The organism is Cryptosporangium sp. NPDC048952, assembly GCF_043197895.1.
GTDB lineage: Bacteria > Actinomycetota > Actinomycetes > Mycobacteriales > Cryptosporangiaceae > Cryptosporangium.
The window spans coordinates 801,196-813,689 of sequence record NZ_JBICTY010000003.1; the positions used below are offsets into that span (position 1 = coordinate 801,196).

The 12,494-nt window shown below is 70.9% G+C and carries 11 protein-coding genes; 6 read left to right on the forward strand and 5 right to left on the reverse strand.

All coding sequences use genetic code 11. The annotated features are described in order from the left end of the window. Positions 1-25: 25 nt before the first annotated feature. Positions 26-1,258, reverse strand: a complete 1,233-nt coding sequence (locus ACGFY5_RS19800) for a cation:proton antiporter (RefSeq protein ID WP_392721669.1) — start codon at positions 1,256-1,258, stop codon at positions 26-28. 147 nt (positions 1,259-1,405) lie between these two features. Continuing rightward, positions 1,406-1,894: a cation:proton antiporter regulatory subunit gene (locus ACGFY5_RS19805; protein ID WP_392721671.1), complete on the reverse strand. Its 489-nt coding sequence runs from the start codon at positions 1,892-1,894 to the stop codon at positions 1,406-1,408. Positions 1,895-2,005: 111 nt separating this feature from the next. Here ACGFY5_RS19805 and ACGFY5_RS19810 point away from each other — a divergent pair, with 111 nt between their 5' ends. Continuing rightward, positions 2,006-2,563, forward strand: coding sequence for a methylated-DNA--[protein]-cysteine S-methyltransferase (locus ACGFY5_RS19810; RefSeq protein ID WP_392721673.1), 558 nt, complete (start codon positions 2,006-2,008; stop codon positions 2,561-2,563). On the opposite strand, the gene ACGFY5_RS19815 is transcribed toward ACGFY5_RS19810, so the two are convergent. Further along, positions 2,560-3,144 (reverse strand): Uma2 family endonuclease, encoded by a 585-nt coding sequence (locus ACGFY5_RS19815; RefSeq protein WP_392721674.1) that lies wholly within the window; start codon positions 3,142-3,144, stop codon positions 2,560-2,562. The two genes, ACGFY5_RS19810 and ACGFY5_RS19815, sit on opposite strands and share 4 nt — an antisense overlap. Before the next feature lie 109 nt (positions 3,145-3,253). Between ACGFY5_RS19815 and ACGFY5_RS19820 the strand changes: the two genes are divergently transcribed. Next, positions 3,254-5,158, forward strand: a complete 1,905-nt coding sequence (locus ACGFY5_RS19820) for an ATP-binding protein (RefSeq protein WP_392721676.1) — start codon at positions 3,254-3,256, stop codon at positions 5,156-5,158. On the opposite strand, the gene ACGFY5_RS19825 is transcribed toward ACGFY5_RS19820, so the two are convergent. Further along, positions 5,155-5,955, reverse strand: a complete 801-nt coding sequence (locus ACGFY5_RS19825; protein WP_392721678.1) for a serine hydrolase — start codon at positions 5,953-5,955, stop codon at positions 5,155-5,157. The genes ACGFY5_RS19820 and ACGFY5_RS19825 overlap by 4 nt on opposite strands. A gap of 169 nt (positions 5,956-6,124) precedes the next feature. On the opposite strand from ACGFY5_RS19825, the gene ACGFY5_RS19830 reads away from it, so the two are divergent. Further along, complete coding sequence (locus tag ACGFY5_RS19830; RefSeq protein ID WP_392721680.1) at positions 6,125-7,498, forward strand: NADP-dependent succinic semialdehyde dehydrogenase; 1,374 nt, start codon at positions 6,125-6,127, stop codon at positions 7,496-7,498. Positions 7,499-7,518: 20 nt separating this feature from the next. Here ACGFY5_RS19830 and ACGFY5_RS19835 read toward each other — a convergent pair whose 3' ends face one another. Then, a complete protein-coding gene (locus tag ACGFY5_RS19835; RefSeq protein ID WP_392721681.1) occupies positions 7,519-8,679 on the reverse strand; it encodes a hypothetical protein in 1,161 nt (386 codons plus the stop codon). Between the two features lie 85 nt (positions 8,680-8,764). Between ACGFY5_RS19835 and ACGFY5_RS19840 the strand changes: the two genes are divergently transcribed. The 3 genes from ACGFY5_RS19840 to ACGFY5_RS19850 all read left to right on the forward strand — a co-directional run bounded on the left by ACGFY5_RS19840 (position 8,765) and on the right by ACGFY5_RS19850 (position 12,457). Beyond that, complete coding sequence (locus ACGFY5_RS19840; protein ID WP_392721682.1) at positions 8,765-9,529, forward strand: GntR family transcriptional regulator; 765 nt, start codon at positions 8,765-8,767, stop codon at positions 9,527-9,529. Beyond that, entirely contained in the window at positions 9,526-11,055 is a 1,530-nt protein-coding gene (locus ACGFY5_RS19845) for a glycoside hydrolase family 3 protein (RefSeq protein ID WP_392721684.1), read from the forward strand. Before ACGFY5_RS19840 ends, ACGFY5_RS19845 begins: the two co-directional genes overlap by 4 nt. A gap of 103 nt (positions 11,056-11,158) precedes the next feature. Beyond that, entirely contained in the window at positions 11,159-12,457 is a 1,299-nt protein-coding gene (locus ACGFY5_RS19850; RefSeq protein ID WP_392721686.1) for an extracellular solute-binding protein, read from the forward strand. The last annotated feature ends 37 nt before the right edge of the window (positions 12,458-12,494 follow it).

Genomic DNA, 12,494 nt, shown 5'->3' on the forward strand with positions numbered 1-12,494 from the left:
GACGTAGTGCGAGTTACTTCCCGTATTAGTCGACAGCGGGTTGCGGCGTGGGGCTGACGATCGGCGTCGTCGGCTCCTCGTCGCGCTTGCGGCTGAAGACGCGCCGCGGCTTCTTCTTCGAACGGTCGAGGTCCGACAGGCGAGCCAGCAACGGACCCGACACGACTGTGATCAGCACGTACGCGGTGGCGAGCGCGCCCAGCTGCTCGTCCACCCCCGCGGCGACGGCGAGCCCGGCGATGACGATCGAGAATTCGCCGCGCGGCATCAGCGCGAGCCCGGCACGCAGACGGCCCTTCGACGCGATACCCGCCCGCCGGGCGGCGTACCAGCCGGTCAGTACCTTCGTGCCCATCGTCACGACGGCCAGGCCCAGCGCGGGGAGCAGTACCGGCGGGATCGTCTCGGGTGCCGTCGACAAGCCGAAGAAGACGAAGAAGACCGCGGCGAACAGGTCACGCAACGGGCTGAGCAGCGCGGTCGCCGAGTGCGCGACCTCACCGGAGAGCGCGATGCCGACCAGGAACGCGCCGACCGCTGCCGACACCTGCAGCTCCGACGCGATGCCGGCCACCAGCAGCGTCAGACCGAGGACGCCGAGCAGCAGCGCCTCCGCGTCCTCGGCGGAGACCAGCTTGGTGATCCAGTCGCCGAACTTCAGCGCCAGGACCAGCACGACCGCGACCGTGCCGAGCGCGATGCCGAGCACCACCGAGCCCTGGGCGAAGCCGACGCCGGCCAGCAACGCGGTGAGGATCGGCAGGTAGAGGGCCATCGCGAGGTCCTCGATCACGAGGATGCTCAGCACGATCGGCGTCTCGCGGTTACCGAGCCGCCCCAGGTCGCCGAGCGTCTTCGCGATGACGCCGGACGACGACACCCAGGTGACGCCGGCGAGCGCCACCGCGCCGACCGGGCCCCAGCCGAGCACCAGCGCGAGCACCGCACCGGGGATCGCGTTGAGCAGACCGTCCACGAGACCGGCCGGAGCCGCCGCGCGGACGTTGCTGACCAGCTCCGACGCCGTGTACTCCAGACCCAGCGTGACCAGCAGCAACACGACGCCGATCTCGGCGCCGACCTCGATGAACTCTTCGCTGGAGGAGAGCGGCACCAGGCCGCCGTGGCCGAATGCCAGACCCGCGAGGAGGTACAGCGGGATCGGGCTCAAGCCCACGCGTCGACCGGCTCTGCCCAGCAGAGCGAGCGCGAGCAGAATCCCGCCGACCTCGATCAACAGCGTCGCGGAGGAATGCACCGGCCTCCCTCGTCGTGCTCTGTCCAGTTCTTCGTTGCCCGGGCCCTCGTCGGCCACGGCACAGCTACACGGCCACCGCGAAGGTGTGGCCCGTTCTTCCCTGTGTCGCCCCGCCGCACGGCGGTGCTTTGTCTTTCCTAAGGACGCTCAGGCGTCCCGGCGGAGGATCGACGCGACGCCGTCGACACCCTCCCGCGTACCGACGACGACCATCATGTCGGCGGCCTCGAACTCGAACGAAGGGCCGGGCGACGCGATGACCTCGCCCCGCCGAAGTATCGCCACGATCGACGCGCCGGTTCGGGTGCGCGCCTGGGTGTCGCCCAGTTGACGCCCGACGTACGCCGAGCCCTTGAGCGGCAACTGCTCGGTGAGTACGCCGACGACCTGTTCCTGCAGCTCGGCGAGGTGCCGGACGAGCTGGGGCGCGCCGAGGAGTTCCGCGAGGGCGTTGGCCTCGTCACCGTTGAGCGGGATCGTCTCGCTGGCGGCATCGGGGTCGTCGACGTCGTACACGACGAGCTCACGGTGACCGTCCCGGTGGGTCAGCACGCCGATCCGGCGACCCGCCCGGGTCACCACGTCCTGGCAAACGCCGATCCCGGGGAGGGCCCGCTGCTCTACCCGCGCACTCATCCTCGTCCTCCGGCTCATTGCCCCGTGGCCCCCCGCCTCTTGCCCCGACCCTATCCTGCGCGATCCGGGTTCTGAGCAGGACTGTCGGTGGGGAGGGGTACGTTGCGGTGCGTGACGGATGAAGCTCGGGTCGAGGCCGAGACGTGCGCTGCCGTCGAGCTGTCGACGCCGATCGGGCCGCTCGGGGTGGTGGTCACCGAGCGCGGGGTGCTCGCTGTCGGGCTCTCCGGGCTGCGGTTCGCCGAAGAGGCAGCGGCGGGGTTGCCCGGGCTCGAACCGGGGGAGTTGCCGGGGCCGCTGGAACGGGTCCGGGAGGAGTTCGGTGCGTACTTCGCCGGGCGCCTGCGCCGCTTCACGTTGCCCGTCGATTGGCGTCTGAGCAGTGGTTACGCCCGGGACGTGCGGGAGGCGCTCTACCGGAGCGTCGGGTACGGCGAGACGATCAGCTACGGCGCGCTCGCCCGCCGGGTGAGCGATGCCGACGTGGAGGGCGAGTTCGGTGCTGCCCGTGCGGTCGGGCGGGCGATGGCGACGAATCCGGTGCCGGTCGTCGTGCCGTGCCACCGGGTCCTTGCCGCTGACGGCAGCCTTCACGGGTTCGGTGGCGGCCTCGAAATGAAGCGCCAGCTCCTGGCCCTCGAAGGCGCCGTCCCCGACGTCCTGTTCTAGACGTCTCCGAGCAACTCGCCCAGGTCCACGACGACCGTCCCTACCCCGAACGACAACTCCGCTGATGCGGGATCCTCCTCGTCGTCCAGAGACAGTCGCGCGACGCGGCTGTAGGTGGCACCTTCTTCGAGCGCAAAGGCCTCCAAAGCGCGGTCGCGGGGGTCCACCACCCAGTAATGCGGCAGCCCCACGGCCGCGTACTTCGTGGTCTTGACCACGAGGTCGTCGCCACGGTTACTCGACAGCACCTCCACGGCAAGGGCTGGAAGGCCAGTGAAGCGTACGTTCTCGTCCGTGTCCGGGTAGACCATCAGGTCCGGGATGAACTCATTTCGGTCCGGCTTCCACCCCCAACCGGCGGTGACCTTATAGCCCGGCGGCACGGCAGCCCTCAGCCAGATAACCAGCTGGATGCAGATGTCTTGATGCGCACGACTTGGACTGGGGGACACCACCAAGTTCCCATCGATGTATTCGCCGCGGACGTCGGGACCGAGTTTTTCGTACTCATCCCAGGACATCGGCTGACCGATCGGAACAGCCTGGGCAGCGTGCACCATAACGCCTCCCCTCGAGCTCATGTCCTCAGCGTAGGGCTCAGGTGGGGGATACCGCTCGGATGGCGGTGAGGAGGCCCGCGCGTCCGCAGCGGACGTGTCAGTGCGAGTCGAATGTCGTTAAGCTGGCTATATGTCCGTTTATCCGGCAGTGGTCGGGAGACACGCGAGGCTGCCGCACTGGGCCTCGCTCCCCGTGGTTGTCGCGGTGCTCGGGCTGAGCGTGACGTTGCTGGTCACCGGTGTGCTGCACCAGTCCGAGCAGCGGCGTGCCCAGGCGCTGCTGGAGCGTCAGGCAACCGGTGTCGAGGCGGCGATCACCGCCGAGGCCAACCGTTACGTCGACACGATGACCGACCTGACCGCTGCGATCAGCGCCCAGAACAGCCTCACGGCCGGGGACTTCGTCGCGGTCATGGCCGGGCTGAACGCCAACCGCCTCTACGGGGCGTCCGGGGTGTCGCTGGTGATGCCGACCGCGTCCTCCGAGCTGCCCGACCTCGCCACGGACTGGACGCCCGGCTCCCAGGCCGACGCCCTGGTTCCCGACACGGTGGGTGCCGCGCTCTCGCTGCCGCACCGGTACGTCGTCCTCAACCGGACGTTGGACGGGTCGGCTGCGCGCGTCGGCCGGGACCTCTCGACGATCGGCCCCGCGCGCGAGGCGATGGATGCCGCCATGCGGCTCGGTCGGCCGATCGCCAGTCGGACCTACGTCCTGCGCAAGGACGTGGAAGGGCTGCCCGCCGCGCAGCGGCAGTCGTCGTTCGTGGTGGCCTCGCCGGTGCGGCTCGCGGGCAACGCGGGGGACGGGGAGCCGCGCGGCTGGCTGCTGATGGGGATGCGTGGGGAGGACTTCCTCGAGCGGACGCTGCAGCGCGCCGCCGCCGGTCAGGTGCGGGTCGAGCTCCGTGACGTCGACGGGGCGAACACCCAGCGGGTCGCAAGCTGGCCACGCGGCGGCGCTAGCCTGCTCGTCCCGGCCGACCGCCCGGGCGCCGCCGGCCGCGCACAGGCCGACGGCGCATCACCCGATCCCGCGCAGGCGGGCGGCGCTACGCCTGATTCCGCGCACGCCGCATCGTGGCAGGTCGCTGGCGTCGAGCATCGGTGGGTCAACGTCGCCGGGCGCACCTGGCTGCTCTCGGTCGCGCCGATGGATTCGGTCGTCCACCCGGACGGAACCCTCGACACCGTCGTGCTGGTCGCCGGCACACTGATCGGCCTGCTGCTCGCCGCGCTCGTCGGCGTCCTCACCCGCTCCCGCGACCGTGCTCTGGTCGACGTCCAGCTGGCCACCGCCGCCCTGCGCGCCGACGTCGCCCGGCGCGAGGAGGTCGAGGTGGAGCTCCGCCGCCGGGAACGGGAGCTGGCCGGGTTCGCCGGGGTCGCCGCCCACGACCTGCGCAGCCCGCTGACCGCCGCGTCGGCCTACCTCGAGGTACTCGAGGACGAGAGCGGCGCCGGGCTGGACGAGGCCGGGCACGAATTCCTCGGCCGGGCCCGGTCAGCGGTAGCGCGCACCGACCGCATGCTCAACGACCTGCTCGAGTACGCCACCGCGGAACACGTCGACCTGAACCGGACGCAGGTGAACCTCGGAACGGTCGTCGCCGAGGTGGTCGCGGACCGCACCGACCGCCTCGAACCCGACCCCCACCGAGTGACGGTGGGCGAACTCCCGGTCGTCTCGGGCGACCCCGGCATGCTCCGGCAGGTACTCGACAACCTGATCGGCAACGCGGTGAAGTACACCGCGCCGGGCCGGCCGCCCCGGGTGAGCGTGCGCGCGCAGCGCGGGGACCTGACCTGGCGGATCGAGGTCGCCGACCAGGGCATCGGCATCCCCGCCGACGAACGCGACGGGGTGTTCGACGCGTTCCACCGCGGCGCGGGGAGCGGTGCGTTCTCCGGCAGCGGCCTGGGCCTGGCGATCTGCCGCAAGATCGTCGAGCGGCACGGCGGGACGATCGGCGTCGAGGACAACCCCGGCGGCGGCAGCGTGTTCTGGTTCACGCTGCCGGAACCGCCCCGTTAACCGAACAAGATCTCGTTGACGTGCGACGTCGTCTCGACGCCACTCGCATACGTGCCCTTCGAGCGCTGATCGGCCATCACCGCGACCACGTACCGCTGGTGCGCCCCGACCCACCCGGCGGAGTTGATCACCCACCCGGCGCGGTAGCGGAACCAGCCGTTCTTGTTGCCGCGGATCCACCCGGGCCCGGCCGACCACACACCCCACCGCTGGTTCTCGGCGACCCCGCGCATCCGCGCGATCAGGTACTGCCGCACCTCGCTCGGCGTCTCCCGGACGATGTAGCGCACCAGGCGACGCAGATCGGCGGCGGTCGTCTTCATCGATCCCCAGTGCCGGGCGAGGCCGGGCACGAACCCGGTGTCGGTCATCCCGTACGCCGACCAGTGCGCCACCATCGACGCACCGCCGTAGCGGTTCCACAGGTGGTTGGCAGCGGCGTTGTCGCTGCTCACCAGCGCCGCGTACAGCCAGCGCGCTTCCGTGGTGGTGAGCTCGAACTCGCCCCGGTGCTGTCGCATCAGGATGTCCAGCGCGATCGCGAGCTTCGCCGTCGACGCCGCGTAGATCGGACGGTCGGCGTAGTCGTTGCGCCACACGCGGTCGCGCCAACCGTCCGAGATCGCCAGGCCGGTATAGCCCGGCCGGGTCCCGAGGTAGGCGTCGGCCTCGCGGACACGCTGCGCGAAGGCGCAGTCGAAGCCGGTGGCATCGTCGACGCAGCCGTCGGCGTACGCAGGGTTCATCGGAACGAGGAGGCCACCCAACAGGGCGGCCACGGCCAGAGATCGAGACATGCGGACGTGCACGGTTACCCTCCGGGAAGAGCAGTCCCTGAAGTCCTTGAACGTCACGCTAATGCCGATTTGTACCAAAAGTGAGTACCACTCGCGGCGGGTCGCGAGGAGGGAATCCCGGCGCGAAAACGGGTATTGCTCCCGCAGACCAAACTGGGGAGGTGGCACGGTGCCGATCGCGACGATCGACCCGACCGACGGCCGGGTCCTGAAGAACTTCGACCCGCTGACCGACGCGCAGATCGAGGAACGCCTGGCGCGGGCGGTCGACGGCTTCGCGGCGTTGCGCTCCGCCACGTTCGAACAGCGTGCGTCGTGGCTGCGCGCCGCGGCCGACATTCTGGACGCCGAGCGCGACGAGATCGCCCGCACGATGACCGTCGAGATGGGCAAGACGCTGCCCGCGGCGAAAGCCGAGGTGGCCAAGTGCGCGGTGGCGTGCCGGTACTACGCGAAGAACGCGCCGGCGTTCCTCGCCGACGAGGCCACCGACCCCGCCGCCGTGAAGGCACGCCAGGCCTACGTGCGCTACCAGCCGCTCGGCCCGGTGCTCGCGGTCATGCCGTGGAACTTCCCGCTCTGGCAGGCGATGCGGTTCGCCGCTCCGGCGCTGATGGCCGGCAACGTCGGCCTGCTCAAGCACGCGTCGAACGTCCCGCAGACGGCGTTGTTCATGGAGCAGTTGTTCTCGCGCGCGGGCTTCCCCGAGGGTGCGTTCCAGACGCTCCTGATCGGCTCCGACCAGGTCGAGGCCGTGCTCTCCGACAAGCGGGTCGTCGCGGCGACGCTCACCGGCAGTGAGGGAGCGGGGCGCTCGATCGCCGCGATCGCCGGGCGCGAGCTGAAGAAGACCGTCCTGGAGCTGGGCGGCAGCGACCCGTTCGTCGTCCTGCCGTCAGCCGACGTCGCCAAGGCCGCCGCGGTCGCGGTCACTGCACGCTGCCAGAACAACGGTCAGTCCTGCATCGCCGCCAAGCGGTTCATCGTGCACACCGACGTGTACGACGCGTTCGCCGCGGCGTTCGTCGACCGGATGGCCGCGCTCACCGTCGGTGACCCGATGGACGAGAAGACCGACGTCGGGCCGCTCGCGACGGAGCAGGGGCGCACGGACGTCGAGGAGCTCGTGCAGGACGCGAAGGACCAGGGCGCCACCGTGCTGTGCGGCGGAACCGCGCCGGATCAGCCGGGCTGGTGGTACCCGCCGACGGTGGTCGCCGACCTCACGCCGGAAATGCGGATGTACCGCGAGGAGGTGTTCGGGCCGGTCGCCGGGCTCTACCGTGCGTCCTCCTACGAGGAGGCGATCGAGATCGCGAACGGTACCGACTTCGGTCTGGGCTCCAACGTGTGGACCACCGATCCGGCCGAGCAGGAGCGGGCGGTCAACGACCTGGAGGCCGGTGCGGTGTTCGTCAATGGGATGGTGACCTCCTACCCGGAGCTCCCGTTCGGCGGGATCAAGACCTCCGGATACGGGCGGGAACTCTCCGCCCAGGGCATCCGCGAGTTCTGCAACGTGAAAACCGTCTGGGTCAGCTAGCGCCCGTCAGCTAGCGCCCGTCAGCTAGCGTCCGATGGCTCGGCGACCCAGGCGGAGAACACCGGGACGCCGTGCCACGGCCCTCCGTGCTGCCGGGCCACCGCCACGACCGCGTAGGGCCGCCCGAACCGCACGGTCGCGGTGCGCCGGATCCCCGGCCTCGGCGCCGGGGGCGCGCTGGTCATCCACGCCATCGCGGTCACCGCGGCGGCCCGGAACCCGACCCGCGTGTACTCCGCGCGCGCGACCTGTCGCGCCCCGATTCCGAGACCGGGACCGATCAGCCCCGCCACCGCGGACCCCGCCGCGTCGAAACCGAGGCTTGCGTCCGCGAGGAGGTCGTGATCGGAGGACGCCGTCCACGCGGGCAGCACCGCGTCGTACGCCTCTTCCCGCCCGGACTCGGTGCGGGTCGGCGCGTCCTCCTCGGTGATCGTCCAGGCATGGCCCTCGCCCAGCGGCAGGTCGAACAGCGACTGCCCGTGGACGCCGTGCAGCGCCGCTCGGTGCGCGGCGGCCAGCACGGCACTGGCCGGCACGTCCGGCGCGCCGATCACCGACACCACGGTCAGCCCGTCGCTCCAGCCCTCGAGCGGCTTCGCTTCGGTGCTGTGCACGACGACGTCACCGGCCTCGTCGTCGGCGACGATGCGCACGGTGTGGCCGGACGGGGCGCGGAGCGCGGTGGTGAGTTCGCCTGCCCACTCCGAGTCGCCCAGCGCCTCGGCGGTGGTGGTCTCGAACGGGACCGTCCAGGAGACGTCGGTGCCCAGGGCCGAGGCGAGCACCAGAACCACCTCCGGGGTCAACGTCAGCGGGAACGCGTCGATCAAGCCTCTGGTGTTCTCGCTGGCCCAGGCGTCGGCCTCGGCCTGCGACGGGAGTGGACCCTTCTGGACGCCGGTCGCCCAGTCGGTCGGAACGGACTCTCGGGCCCAGAGCGCGGCGGCGGCCGCCACCAGCGGGTGCGGCTCGGCGAGCAGGGCCGCGGCGCGCTCGGCCGCCTCGTCAGCCGGCTCACCGAGCACTTCCTCGATCGTGGCCCGCTCCGCGCCGGTCGCCGCGGGCGCGGCCAACGCCAGGACCACCCAAGCGCCGAGCGGGGAGGCGACGTGGTGCTCCGTGCCGATGGCTGTGTGCAGCGCGGTCGCGTACGCGGACAGTGCGTCGGGGAAACCCATGCCGCCAGTCTCGCCCTTGACGGCAACGATCCCGAAGTGGTCTAGTCCGGGCCAGACCACCATGACGGCCGAGTGGAGACCAAGCTTGAGCGCCGCCAACCCACCCGCCGCGATCGACGCGCGTAGCCCGGTACCGAAGTACTACCAGCTCCGCGAGATCCTGCTCGACCTGATCGAGCGGGAACTGACCGTCGACGCCCCGGTTCCGTCCGAACGTGAGCTGGCCGCCCGGTACGGCCTGTCCAGAATGACCGCCAGGCAGGCCATCGAGCACCTGGTCAGCGAGGGCAAGCTCTACCGCGTCCAGGGACGCGGCACGTTCGTCGCACGGCCGAAGATCGTCATGCCACTGCGGCTGACGTCGTTCAGCGAGGACATGCGGGCCCGTGGCATGATCCCCGGCGCCCGTGACCTGGGCCGCCGCTCGATCGACGCACCCGCCGCGGTCGCCCGCGAGCTGGGCGTCGAGGCCGGTGCGCCGCTCTACGTCGTCGAGCGCCTGCGTACCGCGGACGGCGTCCCGATGGCGCTCGAACGCTCGCATCTGCCGGCGCGGTTGGTGCCGGGCCTGCTGGACCAGTCGCTCCAGGACCGTTCGCTCTACCAGCTCCTCGCGCAGGAGTACTCGCTCGCGCTCGACCGCGGCGACCAGGTGATCGAAGCCGGCATCGCCGACCGTGGCGACGCCGAGCTGCTCGGCCTCGCGCCCGGCAGCGCGGTGCTCCGGCTGCAGCGGCGTTCCTGGGCCGGTGCGGTGCCGGTCGAGTACGTCGTGTCCACGTACCGCGCGGACCGGTACCAGCTGCGTGCGTCGCTCGACATCGACCCACCGGGAGGCGTCTCGTCATGACAGGGCTGGTCGACAAAACCCGGCTGGTCGACAAAACGCTGCTCGTCGGCTTCGAGGAGCCCGACCCGCCGGAGTGGTTCCGCCGGGCTGCGCCCGGCCTCGGGGGAGTGGTGCTCTACGGCCAGAACCTGCGCGTCGACACTGACGCCGCCCGTCTGGCGTCGGTTCTGCACCAGGATTCCGACGTCGTGCTCGCTGTCGACGAGGAGGGCGGCGACGTCACCCGGGTGCACTATCGCAACGGCAGCCCGGTGCCCGGCAACTACGTGCTCGGAGCGGCGGACGACGAGGGGCTGACCGGCGCGGTCGCCACCCGGATCGGCGTCGGCCTGCGGGCGGCGGGGATCGGCTGGAACCTGGCGCCGGACGTCGACGTGAACTCGGCGCCCGAGAACCCGGTGATCGGTGTCCGGTCGTTCGGGGCGGATCCCGACACGGTGAGTCGGCACGCGGCGACCTGGGTGTTGGCGATGGAGAACACCGGCGTCGCGGCGTGCGCCAAGCACTTCCCCGGGCACGGGGACACCCGCTCGGACTCGCACTACGGGCTTCCGGTGGTCGACTGCGACGAGGCGGAGTGGCGTCGGGTGCATTTGCCGCCGTTCGTCGCGGCGATCGACGTCGGGGTGCGGTCGATCATGACCGCGCACGTGGTCGTGCCCGCGCTCGACGACCAACCGGCGACGATGAGCCGTCGCATGCTCACCGACATCCTCCGGGGTGAACTGGGTTATCAGGGCGTCATCGTGACCGACGCGCTCGACATGGGCGCGATCAAGAACGGGGTCGGCCTCGGGGCCGGCGCCGTCGCCGCGCTCCGGGCGGGCGCGGACGCACTCTGCCTCGGCGCGATCGGCGGGGAAGGGCTCTACCAGGAGGTCCGTTCGGCGGTTCTGGCCGCCGTCGACGACGGTGCGCTGCCGCTGCGCCGCCTGGAGGAGGCCGCCGAGCGCGTCGAGGCCCTGCTCACCTGGGTGCGCAATGCCCCGCCCCCGCAACCGGGCCCCGCCGGCCGCGCGGCGGCTGGAGCCGGCGGCCTGGCCGCCGCGGCCCCTGGCGCTGCGTCGCCGGACGCGTTCGATCCGGGCATGGAGGCCGCGCGGCGGGCTGCGCGGGTGTTCGGTGACCCGGTCGTCAGCGGGCCGCCGGTGATCGTCGAATTGAGGGCCACACCGAACCTCGCGGTCGGGGAGGCGTACTGGGATCTGGCTGCGCCGCTCGCCGAGCGGGGACTGGCGCCCCGCGCCGTGCACCGCCTCACGGACGCGACGTCACTGTCCGAAGTGCTCACCGCAGTCGAGGGCCAGCCGCTGGTCGTCGTCGGCCGGGACGTACCGCGTCACCCCTGGCAGCAGAAGGCCTGGCACGTCCTGTCCGGACGGTGCCCCGACGCGGTCCTGGTCGAACTCGGCCTGCCCTGCCCGGACGTTCTCACGACCGGACAGCGCGTGTTCGTCGGTGGCGCCGGACGTCCAAATCTGCAGGTAGCAGCGGAGCTGCTCAGCGGGGACCGTCACCGACCGTAGCGTTACCGAACTGATGTCTTGACGGCCCCTGTGGGCCGTGCCACAGTCCCGGGCTAGACCGGTATGGACCACTGGCCGGACCAATCCAGAATGAGGAGGCGACGTGCGCGTTCGCCGAGCGTTGACCGTGGGGCTCACCACCCTGGTCGCCGCGTCCCTGGCGTTATCGGGCTGCAGCAGCAGCGACGACAGCGGTAGCGACGGCGGCGGTACCAAGAAGCTCACCGTCTGGCTGATGTCCGGCTCCGCACCGGACGAGTTGGTCAACGAGATCAACTCGGAGTTCACCAAGGCCCATGAGGGCTGGACCGTCGACTACCAGGTCCAGCAGTGGGACGGCATCCAGGACAAGCTGACGACGGCGCTGGCGAGCAACACCCCGCCGGACATCGTGGAGCTGGGCAACACGCAGTCGCCGCGGTTCGTCGAGTCCGGTGCGCTGGCCGACCTGTCGAAGTCCAAGGACGACCTGAACGGCAAGAACTGGCTCGACGGCCTGGCCGCGACCGGTGAGAAGGACGGCAAGACGTTCGCGACGCCGTTCTACGCCGCGAACCGCATCGTCGTCTACCGCAAGAGCATGTTCACGAAGGCCGGCATCACCGCGCCGCCGAAGACGATCGACGAGTTCATCGCCGCCGGTAAGAAGCTGCAGGCCGCGAACAAGGCCGACAAGCAGTTCCAGGCGCTCTACCTGCCCGGTCAGTCCTGGTACACGCTGCTCAGCTGGGTGTGGGCCAACGGCGGCGACGTCGCCAAGGACAACGGCGGCAAGTGGACCGGCACGCTCGACAGCCCCGAGGCCCAGAAGGGCTTCCAGGACTACTCCCGGATCTACAAGGAGCTGTCGAAGGCACCCGTAGACCAGGACGAGGCCAACCCGCAGCAGTCGACGGTGTTCGCCAAGGGTCACGTCGCGATGTTCATCGGTCTTCCCTGGGAGATCGGCACCGCGACCGCGCCCGAGGGCGGCGACCCGAAGCTGAAGGACGACATCGCGACGTTCGAGATCCCCGGCCCGACCGGCCCGGCGCCGGTCTTCCTCGGCGGTTCGAACCTCGGCGTCGCGGCGGCCAGCCCGAACGCGGACGCGGCCACCGACTGGCTGAAGCTGATCCTCGGCGACAAGTACCAGACGAAGCTGGCCGCGGGCGGCGTCGTCCCGGCGCTGACGAACCTCGGTGACACCGTCTACGGCGACAACGAGGCGGCCAAGGTCATGGCTGCGGCGGCCACCAACGGCGGCAAGGTCACGCCGGTCACCCCGGCCTGGGCCGCGGTGGAGAGCGGCACCAACCCGATCAAGAACGCGATGACGAAGGTGCTGCGTGGCACCGACGTCGCCACCGCGTCGAAGGAAGCCAGCACGTCGATCACCGACACGATGGCCAAGGCCAAGTAGTCGTCCCGGCCGCCGGGCTCCTCACGGGGGGAGCCCG

Bases quoted from the DNA above. Each gene is read 5' to 3' on its own strand.
- ACGFY5_RS19820 (WP_392721676.1), top strand. From the start codon at position 3,254: ATGTCCGTTTATCCGGCAGTGGTCGGGAGACACGCGAGGCTGCCGCAC.
- ACGFY5_RS19835 (WP_392721681.1), bottom strand. From the start codon at position 8,679: ATGGGTTTCCCCGACGCACTGTCCGCGTACGCGACCGCGCTGCACACA.
- ACGFY5_RS19825 (WP_392721678.1), bottom strand. From the start codon at position 5,955: ATGTCTCGATCTCTGGCCGTGGCCGCCCTGTTGGGTGGCCTCCTCGTT.
- ACGFY5_RS19805 (WP_392721671.1), bottom strand. From the start codon at position 1,894: ATGAGTGCGCGGGTAGAGCAGCGGGCCCTCCCCGGGATCGGCGTTTGC.
- ACGFY5_RS19815 (WP_392721674.1), bottom strand. From the start codon at position 3,144: ATGAGCTCGAGGGGAGGCGTTATGGTGCACGCTGCCCAGGCTGTTCCG.
- ACGFY5_RS19845 (WP_392721684.1), top strand. From the start codon at position 9,526: ATGACAGGGCTGGTCGACAAAACCCGGCTGGTCGACAAAACGCTGCTC.